At 69.5% G+C, this 16582-nt stretch carries 12 protein-coding genes; 8 read left to right on the top strand and 4 right to left on the bottom strand.

The genetic code is table 11. The features are described 5' to 3' along the window. Positions 1 to 66: 66 nt before the first annotated feature. Genes GGR89_RS17275 through GGR89_RS17260 form a run of 4 tightly spaced genes read left to right on the top strand, consistent with a single transcriptional unit; the run spans position 67 to position 4812 of the window. Positions 67 to 1551, top strand: coding sequence for a TolC family protein (locus tag GGR89_RS17275; RefSeq protein WP_125972459.1), 1485 nt, complete (start codon positions 67 to 69; stop codon positions 1549 to 1551). Beyond that, entirely contained in the window at positions 1548 to 2552 is a 1005-nt protein-coding gene (locus GGR89_RS17270; protein WP_125972457.1) for an HlyD family secretion protein, read from the top strand. The genes GGR89_RS17275 and GGR89_RS17270 overlap by 4 nt, the downstream gene beginning before the upstream one ends. Next, on the top strand, positions 2549 to 3676 hold the full coding sequence (locus GGR89_RS17265) for an ABC transporter permease (protein WP_125972455.1): 1128 nt from the start codon (positions 2549 to 2551) through the stop codon (positions 3674 to 3676). The genes GGR89_RS17270 and GGR89_RS17265 overlap by 4 nt, the downstream gene beginning before the upstream one ends. Then, entirely contained in the window at positions 3673 to 4812 is a 1140-nt protein-coding gene (locus GGR89_RS17260) for an ABC transporter permease (RefSeq protein WP_125972453.1), read from the top strand. Before GGR89_RS17265 ends, GGR89_RS17260 begins: the two co-directional genes overlap by 4 nt. On the opposite strand, the gene GGR89_RS17255 is transcribed toward GGR89_RS17260, so the two are convergent. Both GGR89_RS17255 and GGR89_RS17250 read right to left on the bottom strand, forming a co-directional pair. Then, entirely contained in the window at positions 4764 to 6209 is a 1446-nt protein-coding gene (locus GGR89_RS17255) for an alginate export family protein (RefSeq protein ID WP_125972451.1), read from the bottom strand. The genes GGR89_RS17260 and GGR89_RS17255 overlap by 49 nt on opposite strands. Positions 6210 to 6221: 12 nt before the next feature. Continuing rightward, positions 6222 to 7574, bottom strand: coding sequence for a dicarboxylate/amino acid:cation symporter (locus GGR89_RS17250; RefSeq protein WP_241217793.1), 1353 nt, complete (start codon positions 7572 to 7574; stop codon positions 6222 to 6224). 259 nt (positions 7575 to 7833) lie between these two features. Here GGR89_RS17250 and GGR89_RS17245 point away from each other — a divergent pair, with 259 nt between their 5' ends. The 3 genes from GGR89_RS17245 to GGR89_RS17235 are packed head-to-tail and all read left to right on the top strand — an operon-like array spanning position 7834 to position 11380. Beyond that, entirely contained in the window at positions 7834 to 9480 is a 1647-nt protein-coding gene (locus tag GGR89_RS17245) for a sensor histidine kinase (RefSeq protein WP_125972561.1), read from the top strand. After that, the gene (locus GGR89_RS17240; protein WP_125972449.1) at positions 9477 to 10745 is read left to right on the top strand and encodes a sigma-54-dependent transcriptional regulator; all 1269 of its coding nucleotides are present in this window, start codon (positions 9477 to 9479) and stop codon (positions 10743 to 10745) included. Before GGR89_RS17245 ends, GGR89_RS17240 begins: the two co-directional genes overlap by 4 nt. Before the next feature lie 20 nt (positions 10746 to 10765). Continuing rightward, complete coding sequence (locus GGR89_RS17235) at positions 10766 to 11380, top strand: cysteine hydrolase family protein (RefSeq protein WP_125972447.1); 615 nt, start codon at positions 10766 to 10768, stop codon at positions 11378 to 11380. 301 nt (positions 11381 to 11681) lie between these two features. On the opposite strand, the gene galA is transcribed toward GGR89_RS17235, so the two are convergent. Then, positions 11682 to 14180 carry a beta-galactosidase GalA gene (gene galA / locus GGR89_RS17230; protein WP_125972445.1) on the bottom strand — a complete coding sequence of 833 codons (2499 nt, stop codon included), beginning with the start codon at positions 14178 to 14180 and terminating at the stop codon, positions 11682 to 11684. A gap of 157 nt (positions 14181 to 14337) precedes the next feature. Here galA and GGR89_RS17225 point away from each other — a divergent pair, with 157 nt between their 5' ends. After that, the gene (locus GGR89_RS17225; protein WP_125972443.1) at positions 14338 to 15903 is read left to right on the top strand and encodes an alpha-L-fucosidase; all 1566 of its coding nucleotides are present in this window, start codon (positions 14338 to 14340) and stop codon (positions 15901 to 15903) included. A 120-nt stretch (positions 15904 to 16023) separates the two neighbouring features. Here GGR89_RS17225 and GGR89_RS17220 read toward each other — a convergent pair whose 3' ends face one another. Further along, positions 16024 to 16452 carry an autotransporter outer membrane beta-barrel domain-containing protein gene (locus GGR89_RS17220; protein WP_245201716.1) on the bottom strand — a complete coding sequence of 143 codons (429 nt, stop codon included), beginning with the start codon at positions 16450 to 16452 and terminating at the stop codon, positions 16024 to 16026. Positions 16453 to 16582: the final 130 nt, after the last annotated feature.

Below are 16582 nucleotides of genomic sequence, written 5' to 3'. Positions count from 1 at the left end.
GCGGCGCGCCGGGCAAGACAGGGGCGAAGCAGGGTGCGCAGCGCGAAGCGGCAGGATCTACATGTCGTGCGCCGTCGGAGCGGCCCGGCCGCGCTCGCCCTGCTGCTTGCCTCGACCGGCGCCGCCGTCGCGCAGGAGGCGCCCCCGCCCTCGCTCAGCTTCCAGGCGGCGCTCGCCCGGCTCGACAAGGCCTCGCCGGCGCTCAGCGGCGAGGACCATGCCGTCCGCGCCAGCGAGGACATCGCCGCTGCCACCCGCACGCTGCGCCGCCCGGTGGTCACCACCTCGGCGAGCGTGATCGAGTATCAGAAGACGCTCTCGGTCGACCTGTCCGAACCCAAGACCGACGCGCTCAATGCCGCCAACGGCTTCCTCGACCAGATCGGCGGCCAGTTCTCGGGCGAAAGCGCCCAGATCGTGGCGCAGGTGACCCAGCGGATCGGCGCGGCCCTGCCCCGGCTGTTCGGTGCGATCCCCAACACGCTGGAGTTCCAGACCCGCGACACCGTGTTCCGCCCGGCGATCACCGCGGCGATGCCGCTCTACACCGGCGGCGCGATTCCCGCAGTGCAGAAGGGTGCCGATGCAGCCGTAGGCATCGCCCGCGCCAAGCAGGCCGGCGGGCAGGACCTGTCGCGGGTCAATCTGGTGCGCGCCTATTTCGGCCAGAAGGTCGCGAGCCAGCTGACCGTCTCCACCCGCGAACAGCTCGAAGCCTTCGATCGTCACCTCTCCGACGCGCGCAAGCTGGAGGCGCAAGGCGTGCTCGCCCATGCCCGGGTGCTGGAGGTGGAGGTCGCGCGCAACACCGCCCAGCGCGCCCATGAGCATGCCCGCAGCGAGGAGGCGATCGCCACCGATATGCTGGCGCGACTGCTCGACCAGCCCATGGGCGTCACCGCCTCGACCCCGCTGTTCGTCCATTCGGAGCCGCTGCCGCCGCTCCAGCGCTTCCTCGACGGCATCGACCAGTCTCCGCGCGCGCAGGGCGCCGATGCCGCGAAGAGCGCAGCGCAGGCCGGGGTGGATCTCGCACGCTCGCGCTACCGCCCCCAGGCCTTTGCCTTCGGCAGCTACAACGCCAACCGCAACAACGCGCTGCCGACCGAGCCCGACTGGATCGCCGGCATCTCGCTGCGCATGACGTTGCTCTCCAATTTCGATCGGCAGAAGGCGCTCTCGGCCGCGCGCGAGAACCACGCCGCCGCCGCCGATGCCGCCGCGCAAGCACGCCGCGACGTGGCCGGCGAGATCGTCCGCGCCTGGAACATCGCAGAGGCGGCGCGCCGCTCCTTCCTGCTGCTCGACGCCAACCTCGCCGCCGCGCAGGAGAATCTGCGCGTGCAGCAGCTCTCCTTCCGCGAGGGCGAGGTCGCGTCGTCGGCGCTGATCGATGCCGAGGCGGCGCTTGCCACGGTACGCACCCAACGGCTCGTCGCCGCCTATGAATATGACCTGGGGCTGATGGCGCTGCTCGCCGCCAGCCACCGCGTCGATGAATACAGCACCTTGATGGCGCGTGCCGACCGGCACGTGGAGGACCAGCAATGACCGACGAGACCACAGCCCCGCCGCGCCGCAAGCCGCCCATCCTTGCGATCGTGCTGGGCATTGCGTTGGTGGTGCTGATCGTCGGCGGACTGTGGCTCGCCAACCGTCCTGCGCCGGAGCAGCTGCAGGGCATGGTCGATGCCGATGAGGTGAACGTGGCCACCAAGGCACTCGCCCGCGTCGAGACGCTGGTGGCCGAGGAGGGCCAGCGGGTCCGCGCCGGCACGCTGCTCGCTACGCTGTCGAGCCCGGAGATCGCCGGCGGCAAGGCGCAGGCGCAGGGCGCGGTGGACGCCGCCCGCGCGATCGCCTCGGAAACTAACGAAGGCGCGCGGCAGGAAGACATCGCCTCGCTGCGCTCGACCTGGCAGGCGGCGCAGGCGGCGGCCGATCTCGCCGCGGTGACCAGCCGACGCACCGCCAACCTCTACGCGCAGGGTGTCGTCGCGGCGCAGCGGCGCGACGAGGCGGCGGCGGCGCGCGAGGCCAGCGCCAAGCAGGCCGAAGCCGCCCGCCAGCAGTATCTCAAGGCGCTCGCCGGTGCCCGCCCGCAGAACAAGCAGGCGGCCAATGCGCAGGTGCGCATCGCCGAGGCGGCGCTGCAGACCGCCACCGCACTCGGCCGCGAGACGCAGCTCGTCTCGCCGATCGACGGCGAGGTGTCGCGCAAGCTGGTGCAGCCCGGCGAAGTCGTCAGCCCGGTAATCCCCGCCTATCAGGTGCTCGACATCGATCATGCCTGGGTGGCGCTCACGGTGCGCGAGGATCGCTTCAAGGGGATCGCGATGGGCAAGCGGCTGCGCGGCCATATCCCCGCGCTCGGCCGCGACGGCGATTTCGCGGTCTACCAGATCGCCGCGCGCGGCGACTTCGCGACGTGGCGCGCGACGCGGCAAGCCTCGGGCTATGACGTCCGCGCCTTCGAGGTGAAGCTGCGCCCGGCCGCGGCGATCCCCGGCCTGCGCCCCGGCATGAGCGTGCTGTTCGACTGGCCGCAATGAGCGCGTTCGGCCGCGCCTTGCGGGCGGAGCTGCGCCATCTGGCGCGCGACCGCTGGGACCTGGCCGGGCTGACGCTGATCCCCACGCTGCTGCTGTTCCTGATCGGCGCGATGTTCTGGCAGGGATCGATGCGACGGCTGCCGATCGTGGTGGTCGACGACGATCGCAGCTCGGCGAGCCGCGCCATCCTCCGCGCGATCGATGCAGCGCCGCTGGTGCACATCGTCGCGACGCGCGCCACCGAGGAGCAAGCGGTGGAGGAAGTGCGGCGCGGCCATGCCAATGGCTTCGTCCATCTGCCCAAGGATCTCGGCGCGGGGCTGGCCCGACACCGCACGCCGGTGATCCGCATCCTCTACAATGCCAGCTTTCTCTCCTCGGGCTCGCAGGCAGCGAGCGGCGCGGCGAGCGCGGTGCAGGCCGCCGCCGCGTCGCTGGTCGTGGACCAGCTTTCCGGCCATGCCCTGCCGCCCGATCCGACGCGACGCTTCGCGGTGGAGGCGGTGCCGCTCAACAACGCGGCGTCCAGCTTCGAATGGTTCCTCAGCACGCTGATCTATCCGGCGGTACTGCATCTGGTTACGGCCGTCACCGCCGCCATGGCGCTGGGGCGCGAGCTGGAGGCCCGGTCGCTCGGCGACTGGGCAGCGCGCAGCGGCGCGATCGTGCCCGCGCTGTTCGGCAAGCTGCTGCCCTATGTCGCGGCGGCGAGCCTGTGGGGCATCGCCTGGCTGCTGTTCGTCACGCTGGCGCGCGGCTGGCGGGTCGAAGGCAGCATTGCGGCGATCGTCGCGGCGCAGACGCTCTTCTATCTCGGCACCGCCGCGATCTCCGCGCTGCTGGTGGCGGCGACGCGCGAGACCGCCACGGCGCTGTCGGTCTGCGCGGTCTATGCCGGTTCGGCGCTGGCCTATGCGGGCGCCACCCTGCCGCTCAACGGCGGCAGCGGCTTTGCGCGCTTCTGGAGCGAGGTGCTCCCCCTCACCCATTATCTCGCGCTCCAGACCGGGCAGCTGGGCGGACAGGATCTCGCCACCATTCTGCCGCCGATGCTGGCGCTGCTCGCCTATGTCCTGGTGCCGGGCACGCTCGCCTGGGTGTTGATCCGGCGGCAGGCGCAATGAGTTTCGTCGCCGCCTTCCGCGCCACCTGGGCGACGGTGCTGAGCTCGCGCACCCTGCTCAGCACGATGCTGCTCGCGGTGGTGCTCTACGCCTTCTACTATCCCGCGCCGTACAGCCAGGAAGTCGCGCAGCAACTGCCGGTGGTGCTGGTCGACGAGGATGCCAGCGCGCTCAGCCGCCAGCTCGTCCGCGACCTCGAAGCAACGCGCGCGGTGATCGTCGTCGATCATGCACCGAGCGTTGCCGAGGCGCAGGCGCGGCTCCACGCGGGCAAGGCCGACGGCGTGGTGCTGATCGCGCGCGGTCTCCAGCGCCAGCTGCGCACCGGTGCGCCGGGAGCGGGGATCGCGGTGTGGGTCAACGCTTCGTATCTGCTCCGGGCGAGCACGATCGGTGAGACGGTGACGGAGGTGCTGCGCGATCTCGCCGTCGAAAAGCTCGACATGCTGGGCCAGGCGGTGCGCGCCGGGCCGCCGGTGACCATCGTGCGCGAGCCGATGTTCAACCCGACCGCAGGCTACAAGGGCTATGTCTTCCCCGCCGTGGCGATCGTCATCATCCAGCAGACCTTGTTGTTCGGCGTCGCGACCTTCGTCGGCGGGCGGCGGCGCGAGGGGCGGTGGCGAATGGGGCATGGCGAATATGCCGGCACCTGGGCGGCGTTCACCTCGGTGGGGCTGCTGACCTGCCTGTTCCTGTTCGGCTTCATCTTCTGGGTGCAGGGCATCCCGCGCGACGAGAATGTCGCGGGGATGCTGTTCGCCGCACCGTTGCTCGCCGCTGCAGTCGCCGGGCTGGGCCTTTGGCTCGGCAGCTATTTCGACCGCTCCGAGCGGGCGATGGTGATCCTCGCGCCAACCTCCGCACCTTTCTTCTTCCTCTCGGGCACCGCCTGGCCGCTCGACCAGATGCCCGGCTTCGTCCGCGCGCTGGCGCAGCTCATCCCCTCGACCAGCGGCGTGCATGTGTTCGTCCCGCTCAACCAGATGCACGCCAGCCTCGGCGACGTGGCGCCCGGGGTACTCACGCTGCTGGCGCTCGCGCTGCTCTATGGCGGGCTCGGCTGGTGGCGGATCGCCGGGTCCGGTCAGAAGCGGAAGCTGAGCCAGCCGGCGACGAAGTCCGAGCTCGCATAGCCCGCCTTGGTGAGTGCCGGCCCGGCGGCGAGATGCTCGTAGCGCCCGGTGAGCGACAGCCGCGGGGTGATCGCCCACACCGCCTGCACCCGCGCGACATCGGCGGTCCGGGAGTTGCGGGCGTTCTGCGTGCCGGGGAAAGGCTGGCCGTTGGCGCGATAGACGGCATCGTACACATTGGCCCGCCACGCCCGCTGATACTCGAAGTTCAGGCGCAGCTTCGCGGTAGGCGACAGGTTGAGCGTCGGTGCCAGCGCAACCAGGTTGCTGGGCGTCAGGAACAGGCCGTAGCTGTAATAGATGTTGTTGCCGAAGGGCGCATAGGCGTTGCGCAGCTTGCCGTCGCCATAGCCGCCCCCGCCGCTGGCATAGTCGGCATGGAAGCCGATCCGCGGCGCGCGCTTGCCCGAACCGAGCCGGACGTTCTGCGCGAAGAAGCCCTGCCAGGCATCGATCTGCTGATCGCGCCAATAGCCCCATTGGTGATTGATCGACCAGTCGATCGTCACCGGCCCCGCCTCGCCCCAAAGGTGCGTGCCGAGATAGAAGCGCGCACCCGGGCCGATGCGGCCGCCCCAGGTGCCCACATTGTTGCGGCGACGCCAGAAGAAGGGATCGAAATAGAGCTTGGCGCCACCCACCCACGCCTTGGGCACGACGAAGCCAAGGCTCACGCCCGAGAATCGCCGCGCGGGATCGACCACGTCGTCGTCGGTGCCGAGATCGCCATATTGCGTGGGCTTGAGGTCGAACACGTCCACCCGCACCGTTTTGCCCCGCGCCCAGCCGCGAAAACCGTTGAGGGTGTAGCGGATGGTGTTGTTGTCGCGCTGCGAGACCAAAAGATTGGGCCCGTCGGTGAATTCCTGCCGGCCATAGCGCGCGCCGAGATCGATGCCCGCCACCTCGCCCTTGGCCTCGACGAACAGCTGCTGCACCGTCACGGCATTGCGCAGCGTCGCGGCCGGCGCGCCGAGTTCGACGCCGCTGATGCCGCCATGCGCGATCTCGCCATAGACGCGGAGATGCTCGCCGATGTGCACGTCCGCACCGCCGACCAGCCGCACGATGTCCTGCCGCTGCGCGCGGCTGTTGCGCAGATTGGGGTTGGTGGTGTGGTTCATCCGCAGACGCGCCTCGCCGGAGAGGGTGACGTACACGTCGCCGCTGGGGGTGAGCTTGATGCATTTCAGCGCATCGATCGGATCGTCGCGCCTGGTGGGATCACACAGCTTGCGCCAGTCCTCGGCCCAGCGGGAGAGGTTGTAGCCGCCGGTGGTGGCACCGTCGCCGGCGGCAGCGGCCGGGTAGCCGGCGGTTTCGACGACCTGCGCTTCGGCAGGCATGCCCAGGGCGAGCGCCGGGGTGGCGCCCAGGACGCGGGTTACGCTACGCATGGGAGACTCCCTTTACTCGGCGGGGACGGCGTCGGCGGGCAACTGGTCGACGCGCGGCGCGCGGCCGTGCAGCGCGGCGTCGAGCGCATCGTGATCGAGCCGCCCTTCCCATCGCGAGACGACCACGGTCGCCACCGCATTGCCGATAAAGTTGGTCAGGCTGCGGCACTCGGACATGAACCGGTCGACGCCGAGGATCAGCGCCATGCCCGCCACCGGCACGCTGGGCACGATCGACAGCGTCGCCGCCAGCGTGATGAACCCTGCACCGGTCACCCCCGCCGCGCCCTTGGACGACAGCATCGCCACGGCAAGAAGCAGCAGCTGCTGCTCGATCGAGAGGTGGACATTGGTCGCCTGGGCGATGAACAGCGCCGCCAGCGTCATGTAGATGTTGGTGCCGTCGAGGTTGAACGAATAGCCGGTCGGCACGACCAGGCCGACGATCGTCTTGGGGCAGCCGGCACGCTCCATCTTCTCGATCAGCGAGGGCAGCGCGCTTTCCGACGAGGAGGTGCCGAGCACCAGCAGCAGCTCGGCTTTGAGATAGGCGATCAGCCGGAAGATGGAGAAGCCCGCCATCCACGAGACGGCGCCGAGCACCACGATTACGAACAGCGCCGAGGTGAAGTAGAAGGTGCCGACCAGCATCGCCAGGTTGGCGAGCGTGCCGACGCCGTATTTGCCGACGGTGAACGCCATCGCGCCGAACGCGCCGACGGGCGCCGCCTTCATCAGGATCGCGACGACCTTGAACATCGCCAGCGAAATGTCTTCCAGCGCCTGGGTGATCCGCTCGCCGCGGTCGCCGACCAGCGCCAGGCCGATGCCGAACAGGATCGCGACGAACAGCGTCTGCAGGATGTTGCCGCCGGTGATCGCGGAGAGGAAGGTATCGGGAATGATGCCGAGCAGGAAGCCGGTCAGCGTGCTCTCATGCGCCTTGGCGGCATAGTCGGCCACCTTGCCGGCATCGAGCGAGGCCGGGTCGATGTCGAGCCCCGCGCCCGGCCGCACGACATTGGCGACGACCATGCCGACGACCAGCGCCAGCGTCGAGAAGAACAGGAAATAGCCGAACGCCTTGGCCGCGACCCGGCCCACCGCCTTGAGATCGCGCATGCCGGCGATGCCCGTGACGATGGTGAGGAAGATCACCGGTGCGATGATCATCTTCACCAACTTGATGAACCCGTCGCCGATCGGCTTGAGCGCCTCGCCGGTGGCGGGGGCATAATGGCCGATCAGCACGCCCGCAACGATCGCGACCAGCACCTGCGCATAGAGGTGCCGGTACCAGGGCAGTGCCTTGGCCGGCGCCGCTGCATGTGCGCCATCGTGGAAATCGGCGGGGATACGAACCATCACTTCCTCTCCTTCGGCCTCCGTTGTGCCGGTAGACTCGATCGGGCGATACTCGATGGCGGCAACGTGCGGAGAAAGCGAAAAGCGCTTCTCCATAATATCTCTCTTTATCAGCACACTAACTCACATTCGGCGCCGCCGATGCGCAAAAATCGACACATGCCGACCAGGCGAAGTGCAAAAACTTGCACATTGTCGCGCGCTGGCGGATAGCGGCCGAGTGACGCATCGCGAATCGCTTTCCGGCTGGCGCTATTGGATGGTCGCCGCGCTGCTTGGAGCGGCGGTGGCGCTCGCCGCCGGCTGGATCGCGGGGAACCGCACGCAGGACTCGCTGGTCGCCGGCGCCCGCACCAACGCCCAGCTCCGCGCCAGCCTGCTCGACAGCGAGATCGCCCGCTTCCGCCTCCTCCCCCTCGCGCTGGGCGACGACCGCGACGTCGCCGCCACGCTTGCCGGTGCGCCGCCGCGCGCGCTCAACGCAAAGCTTGAACGCCTTGCCCGCACCACTGGCGCCGCCGCCATCTATGTGATCGGCGCGGACGGCCGCACCCGCGCGGCGAGCAACTGGCGGACGCCGCAGAGCTTCGTCGGCTCCGACTATCGCTTCCGCCGCTATTTCCGCGAGGCGAGCAGCCGCGGCGAGGCCAGCCAGTTCGCGCTGGGCACGGTCAGCCGTCATTCGGGACTCTATCTCGCCCGCCGCACGCCGGCAAACGGCGTGATCGTCGTCAAGCTGGAGTTCGATGCGATCGAAGCGGCATGGCGACAAGCGGGTGGCGACACCTATGTCGAGAACCCCGCCGGGCTCGTGCTCGTCGCCAGCGATCCTGGCCTGCGCTTCGCGGTTGCCCGGCCGATCCTGCCGGCGGTGCTGGCAGCGCTGCGGCGCGAGGCGGCGCTGCCCGAAGGCTCCGCGCCGGTACTGCTCCCCCCCGCCCGCGGCGACCTGATCGAGGCGCGCGTGCCGACCAGCCAGCCGGGCTGGACGCTGGCGCTGCGCCGTGCTGTCGGCCCCGCGGTCGCGACCGCCCAGCGCACCGCCGGGCTTGGCGCGCTGATGGCGGTGCTGGCGCTGGCACTGCTGCTCTGGGGCCTGCGCCAGCGTGCGACCCAGCGCCAGCGCCGCACCTCCGAGCTCGAAGTCGCGGTTGCCGAGCGCACCGCCGAGCTCCGTCGCGAGATCGAGGAACGCGCCGCACTCGAGGCCCGCGCCGCCGATCTGCGCGAGGGTCTGCGCCAGGCCAATCGCCTCGCCACGCTCGGGCAGGTCACCGCCAGCGTCGCGCATGAAACCGCGCAGCCCGTTGCCGCGATCCGCACCTATGCCGAGACCAGCGTGCAGCTGCTCGCGCAAGGCGCGACCGACATGGTGCGCGACAATCTGGAGACGATCCGACGCCTGAGCGACCGGATCGGCGCAGTCACGGCGCAGCTGCGCGGCTTCTCGCGCCGCCAGCCGGGCGAGGTCCGCCCGCTGCCGCTGGCCGAGGTGCTCGACGGCGCGCTGCTGATCCTCAAGGAGCAGTTGCGCGCCGTGCGGCTGGAGCGGCCAACGATCGGTGCGCACCTGCTGGTGATGGGCGGGCGGGTGCGGCTGGAGCAGGTGTTCGTCAACCTGCTGCAGAACGCGAGCGAAGCCCTCGCCGGCCGCCCCGACCCGACGATCACGATCCGTGTGACGCTGGGCGATGGGCTGGTCTGGGTCCGCATCCAGGACAATGGCCCCGGCATCGCGCCCGACATCGCCGCGCGGCTGTTCACCCCCTTCGCCACCAGCCGCAGCAACGGGCTGGGCCTCGGGCTGGTGATCGCGAGCGACATCATGACCGAGCTGGGCGGCAGCCTGCGCTGGCTGCCCGAGGAAGGCGGCGCGTGCTTTGAGCTGGAGCTCTGCCGGGCATGAGCGTGGCCGTCGCCCTGGTCGACGACGACGTCGATTTTCGCACGGCGCTGATCCAGCTGCTGACACTGGCAGGGCACGACGTCCGCCCCTTCGTCGATGCGCCGAGCGCGCTGGCGGCGATCGACCGGGACTTTCCCGGCGTGGTCGTCACCGACGTGCGGATGCCGGGGATGTCGGGCATCGACTTCTTCCACCGGCTGCGCGCCGTCGACCCCGAGCTGCCGGTGATCCTGATGACCGGCCATGGCGACGTCACCATGGCGGTGGATGCCATCAAGGCGGGCGCCTGGGACTTCCTCACCAAGCCCTTCCCCGGCGACGCACTGGCGGCCGCGCTGCAACGGGCCGGCACAGCGCGCACCCTCGCGCTGGAGAACCGGCGGCTGCGCGCCGCGACGAGCGAGAGCGACACCGCGCTGCTCGGCGAGGCGCCCGCGATCCGCCGGCTGCGCGAAATGATCCCGGTCCTGGCCGATGCCGCGCTCGATCTCGTGCTCGAAGGCGCGACCGGCACCGGCAAGGAACTCTATGCCCGTCTGGTCCACCGCGCCGGCAGGCGGGCGCGGCATCGCTTCCAGGCGGTGGACTGCGCGACGCTGCCGCCGGGGATCGGTGCCCGCGAGCTGTTCGCCCGCGACGGGCTGGTCGCCCGCGCCGACCGTGGCACGCTGTTCCTCGATCATCTCGATCTCGCCCCGCCCGAGCTCCACCATCGCCTCGCCCAGTTCGCCGAGGCGCGCACCGTCGCCACCGAGCAGCGCGATCCCGATCCCGTCGACGTGCGGATCATCGCCGCAATCGGCGAGGGCGGCGCGGCGGCGCTGCCGCCGGGGCTGTACCACCGGCTGGCGGGGGTGCCGCTGCGGCTGCCGCCGCTGGCCGAGCGGCGCGAGGACGTGCCGTTGCTCTTCGCCCAGCTTGCGCTGCAGGCGGCGCAGCGCCACCGCCGCCCCGCCCCGCCGCTCTCCGAGGCCGCGCATGCCGCCGCCCGGCGCGACTGGCCGGGCAATGTGCGGGAGCTGGAGCGTGCGGCGGAGCGCTTCGTGCTCGGGCTCGAACCGGCCGCCGAGAGCGCGCCCGCCGAAGTGCAGCCGCTCACCGAACGGCTGGAGGCCTTCGAGCGCAGCGCGATCCTCGATGCGATCGCGGCGGCGGACGGCGAGATCAACGCGGCGATCGCGGCGCTGGGCCTGCCGCGCAAGACCTTCTATTACCGGGTCAAACGGCTCGGCATCGATCTGCGGCGCGCCCGCGGGGTCGAATAGGGCAAGCAAGGAGACCGAAGTTGCGGCGTTTCGTCATCGTGGTGGATACCCAGGCCGATTTCATGCACGCCGATGGGGCGCTGTCGGTTGCAGGCGCCGAGGCGTTGATCGGGCCGCTGCGGGCTTGGCTCGCCGATCTCGATCCGGCGGAGACCGCGGGCGTGCTGTTCACCTTCGACACCCACACCGCCGAACGCTTCGCCGGCTCGCCGGAGGCCGAGCAATTTCCGCTCCACTGCGAGCGCGGCTCGCCGGGCTGGGAGAATGTGCTCGACATGGCGGCGGTAGCACCGGGCATCCCGGTCTATCGGATCGAAAAGGGCGTGTTCGACATGTGGGCCGAACCCGATCTGGTGATCGAGGCTATCGGCAGCCACGAGGCCCAGCCGCGCGACGCCTTCTTCGCGGCGCTGCGGGCGGAGGGGATTGCGGAACTGACCGTGATCGGGGTCGCCGCGGACTATTGCGTACGCTGGGCGATCGACGGCGCGGTGGCGCACGGCTTCACGGTCGAAGTGCCGGCCGCGCTCACCCGCGGCATCGCCCGCCCGATCGCGCAGGTGCTGGCTGAGGATTTTGCCGGCAAGCCCGTCCGGCTGTCCGAACCAGCCCCCGCCAACGCACAGGCCGGATAGCCCTCGCCTTCCCGGGATGCGGGGCTCTGGGCCAGCGGCATGGCGGCACCCATATACGCTTGTCTCAGAACTGCTTCTACACTCTCGCCTGAACGGTTCGGCGCGCGCCCGGGCTCGCGCCGACGACGTGCACGGGCGCCCGCCGCGTGGTGCCGACGGTATCGATGAACTGCCCGCTGCGATAGCGATACTACCCCCGCGCGACCATCCCGTTGTTACCGTCCCCAAGAGCCGCTTTACGTCGAACGGGCGCCGCGGCGAAGAGCCCGGCAATCCCGCCCGGCGGGTCTTGCTGCGTGGCTCAGATAGGGTGACCGGCCGCCTGCAAGACGATCCTGCCGGGCAGCAGCGGCTCGGCGCGCGAACCGTCGGCAACGGCCGCCACCTTGATCGTTCCCGGCCGCCCCGTGGACTGGACGATCACCTGCGCCAGCCCATTGAACAGCGAGCGGCGCGGCGCCTTGTCGCTTTCCAGGCAATTCGGATCGCCATTGCCGACGCCGATGATCGCAGCCGGGCCCTCGATCGCGAACGCCAGCTTGTCCATCGCGGTCGGGACCGGACGCCCGCGCGCATCGAGCAGCTCCGCCTTGAGCATCGCCACGTCGCAACCATCGGCGGCGATGGTGGTGCGGTCGGCGGTCAGGCGGATCGTGCGACCGGGGCCGGTGGTCTCGCGCCGCGCGGTGAGCACTCGCCCGCCTTTGCGCCCGCGCGCCTCGATGTATCCCGACTGATACGGCACCTTCCATTCGAGATGGCCCAGCGGCGGCACCTGCTGGCTGCCTAGGCTGCGGCCGTTCACCACCAGCTCCACGCTGTCGCAATTGGAATAGACCCAGACCGACACCATCTCGCCTTCGCGGCCTTCCCAGTTCCAGTGCGGGAAGACGTGCAACGACGGCTCGGACCGCCACCAGGCGCGGTAGTAATAATAGCTGTCCTTGGGGAAGCCGCACATGTCGACGATGCCGAACTGCGAGCTGATCGAGGGCCAGCCATAGGGAGTCGGCTCGCCGCGATAGTCGAAGCCGGTCCAGGCGAAGCCGCCCGCCGACCAGGGCTTGCCGCCATAGAGCTTCCACCACGCCTCGGGGGTCTGCCCCCAGGGCACCACGCCGTCATAGCTGTTGACCAGGTTGCGCGCCGGAACGCTGGCATATTCGCCGCGCGTGGCGATCGCGCTCGACGTTTCCGAGCCATAGACCGGCCGCGCCGGGTGCTTGGCGTGGAAGCCCTCGGGATATTGGACCTTGTAGTTGAAGCCGATGATGTCGAGCGGGTCGCTCACCCCTTGCTCGTTGTCGCCGTTGACCGCGGCCGACACCGGCCTTGTGGGGTCGAGCGCGTGGCAGCGGCGGACCATCGTCGCGGCGATCGGCTTGCCCTGTTCGGCCATCTTGTCCTGGAACAGCCACTCTTCGTTGCCGATCGACCAGAGGATCACCGAGGGCGCATTGCGGAAGCGCTTCACCATCACCTCCAGTTGCGCCATCGCCTCCGGATTGGCGCTCATCTGGCGGGTCTCGCACATCACCAGCACGCCTGCCCGGTCGCACTCTGCGATCCATTCGGGCGTGGGCATGTTGTGGGTGGTGCGCACCGCGTTGCAGCCCATCTCGCGGAGGATGTTCAACCGGTAGCGCTGGAGCGCATCGGGCAGCGCCGCGCCCACGCCGGCATGGTCCTGGTGGTTGCACGTGCCCTGGAGCTTCATGGGCTTGTCGTTGAGGAAGAAGCCGCGATCGGCGTCGAAGCGGAAGCTGCGGACGCCGAAGGTCACGCGATCGGCGTCGCGCACCGCCCCGCCCGCCGCGAGCCGCGCGGTGGCGGTGTAGAGGACCGGCGTTCCGGTCGACCAGCGCTGCGCCTGGGGCAGCGTCGCGCGGGTCTGGCTCTGGGCGGTCCCGCCCGCGTCCACCGTTACGGCGGGCGCAGAGGCGCGCGCCACCACCTGCCCGGCCGCATCGGCGATGGTCCATTCCACCACCGCCTGCTGCGCCGCGTCGCCGTCATTGGCGATCACCGTCGCGAGATCGAGCGTCGCCCCCGCCCCCTCGGGGGTCGCGCGCACCACGCTGTCCCATTTGCCGAAGTGGAGCGCGTCGTGCTTGGTCAGCCAGACATGGCGGTAGATCCCCGCGCCTTCGTAGAACCAGCCGTCGCCCAGCGAGGCGTCGACCCGCACCACGATCACATTGTCCCCGCCATAGTGCAGGAAGTCGGTGAGGTCGAAGCGGAACGAGGTGTAGCCGTCATTGTGGCGGCCGATATAGCACCCGTTCACCCACAGGATCGCGTCGCGCATCGCTCCGTCGAACTCGATCCAGATGCGGCGGCCGCGATCGCCGGCGGGCACGTCGAAGCGGCGGCGGTACCAGCCGATGCTGGTCTCGGGATAGCGGCGGCCGAGCGGCTTGAAGCCATGCCCGCGGTTGCTCGCATCGCCGCCCTGATCGTCGCGGACGAAGGGGAGTTCCACCGCCCAGTCGTGCGGCAGGTCGAGCGCGCGCCAATCGGCATCGTCATAGTCGGTCTTGGCGAGCTTGAAGTCGCCGGTCTTGGCGAAATCGCCCTGCCCCATGCCGAAGCCGAAATCCTTGGCCGGATCGCTGCCATGGCCGAAATTGAACCGCCAGCCGGCATCGAACGGCAGCACCTCGCGCGGCCCCAGCCCTATGTCGCGCGCGGGCAGCGGGTCGGCGGGGGGCGCGGCGCGCACCGCCTGGGGCAGCAGGGGTGCTGCGGCGGCGAGCGCCAGCACGGCGCGACGCGAAGGATCGATTGGCGTGTCGGTCATAATAAGCTCCCCCAAACGGGCGGCCCGCCAAGGCCGCAAAACAACGGCTTCGGCACAAAAACTACGACAAATTGACGCTTGCCACATGAAAATCGGCTTGCAAATATGCCAGCAACAGCGGCGCGCGAAACGTGCCCGGGCACGACAGGAGGAGCGGATGACCAACTTCACCAAGCGCGAGATACTGGCCGGATCGTTCGCGACCGCACTGGCCGTGAAGGCGGGCACCGCCCGCGCGCAACAGACGGCGACGGCGAAGCTGCCGGGCGCGGACGTCACGCCGGTCGCGGCGCCGGGTCCGTTCAAGCCGACCGACGCCTCGCTCTCCACCTACAAGACGCCGGACTGGTTCCGCGACGCCAAGTTCGGCATCTGGGCGCATTGGGGCCCGCAGGCGGTCGCCGGCCAGGGCGATTGGTACGCCCGCTTTATGTACGTGCCCGGCCACCCCCATTACGAACACCACCTCAAAACCTACGGCCATCCTTCGGAAAAAGGCTACAAGGACCTCCTTCCCCTCTGGACCGCGGACAAGTTCGATCCGGAGGCGCTGGTGACGCGATACGAAGCTGCGGGCGCAAAGTATATAGTATCCATGGGCGTCCACCACGACAATTTCGACTTGTGGAACTCGCGCCATCACCGCTGGAATGCGGTGCAGATGGGCCCCAAGCGCGACATCGTCGGGAGCCTGCGCGCCGCCGCCAGGCGCCGCGGCCTGCGCTTCGGCGTGTCCGAACATCTCGGCGCCAGCTATAACTGGTGGTACCCGAACCAGCTCTACGACCAGTTCTGGCCCAAGATGGGCGTGCCCTATGACGGCGCCGACCCGCGCTTCGTCGACCTCTATCACGGCAACCGTGACGAGCCGTTCCTCAACCGGCCCGAGACCTGGTACACCAAGAACCCCGAATACCAGCGCCACTGGTTCGCGCGCATCCGCGACCTGGTCGACAACTACCAGCCCGACCTGCTCTACACCGATGGCGGGGTGCCGTTCGGGGAGATCGGCCGGTCGATGGTCGCGCATCTCTACAACAGCAGCATCGCGCGCAGCGGCAAGCTGGAGGCGGTGTACAACCACAAGTCGCTCGGCTCGGGCGAGTTCAACAAGGCCTGGGGCGTGCAGGATGTCGAGCGCGGCGTGCTCGACGGCATCGATCCGCTCCCCTGGCAGACCGACACCTCGAACGGCGACTGGTTCTACAACGAGGGCGATCGCTACAAGTCGACCGACGAGGTGCTCACCATGTTCGCCGACATCGTGAGCAAGAACGGCAACATGCTGCTCAACGTGGTGCTCCGCGCCGACGGCAGCCTGCCACCGCAATCGGACCAGTTGCTGACCGAGCTTGCCGCCTGGATGGCGGTGAACGCCCCCGCGATCCACGGCACCCGCCCCTGGCATATCTACGGCGAGGGGCCCACCAAGCCCAAGCAGGGCGCCTTCCAGGAGCGCGCCGCCTATACCCCGCAGGACATCCGCTTCACGACGAAGGGCGAGACGCTCCACGCGATCACGCTCGGCGAGCCCAAGGGGCCGGTGGCGATCACGTCGCTCGCCCGCGGCAACCCGCACGAGCGGCGCAAGGTGCGCACGGTCAAACTGCTCGGCCATCGCGGCAGGATCAACTTCCAGCAGACCGATCAGGCGCTGGTGATCACGCCCCCGGCCAGCCTGCCGACACGCCACGCCAGCGTGTTCGAGATCCACTTCGCCTGAAGTGCCGACATCGCATGGGCCGGCACGCCCAGACCGACGGCGCGAAACGTTCGTCGATCGTCGCCGTCATGGGCGTGCCCTGGTCTCCCACGCGCAGTCCGGTGCGGCCGACGCGCCGCGTTAGAATTCCTTCCCGACCAGAATGCGTAACGTCCCCGCCGTTTCCTGCCCGCCGCCGCGGAAGCCGCCTTCCAAATCGACCGTCCAGTTGCGCGGCAGCACCATGCGCGTGCCAAGGCTGAGCTGATATTGATTGCGCGACCAGCCGAAGGTGCTGATGCTGTAGAGCGCCTGGCCGGGGATGTCGGCATAATCGAGCCGCTGCGCGGCCGCATCCTGGAGTTCGTGGTTCCACTCGAAGCGCAGCCGCGGCGTCATTGTCACCCCGCCATAGCGCCGCTCCGTTTCGAGCCGCGCGCCGAGCGTGCCCGTCAGCGAACGGACGTTGCGACTGTCGAACCGCAGGTCCATGCGGCCGGCGCCGCTCTCCGTATAACCGTCGAGAGTAGCCCGGAGGAATTCCCCGCGCGCATAGAGCGACCAACGCAGCGGCCCGCCCTCCCGATCTATGCCGAGCGCCAGTGTGGTCTGCCTTGGAAAAACTGGTCCAATTCTGAAGAGAGCCCTGCGGGGCGTGAGAATTGGAGATTGGTATGGGACGTCAGCGGTTTACGCCGGA

Origin of the sequence: Sphingomonas trueperi (assembly GCF_011927635.1) — a bacterium.
GTDB lineage: Bacteria > Pseudomonadota > Alphaproteobacteria > Sphingomonadales > Sphingomonadaceae > Sphingomonas > Sphingomonas trueperi.
This window is presented reverse-complemented; position numbering and strand designations above follow the sequence as displayed.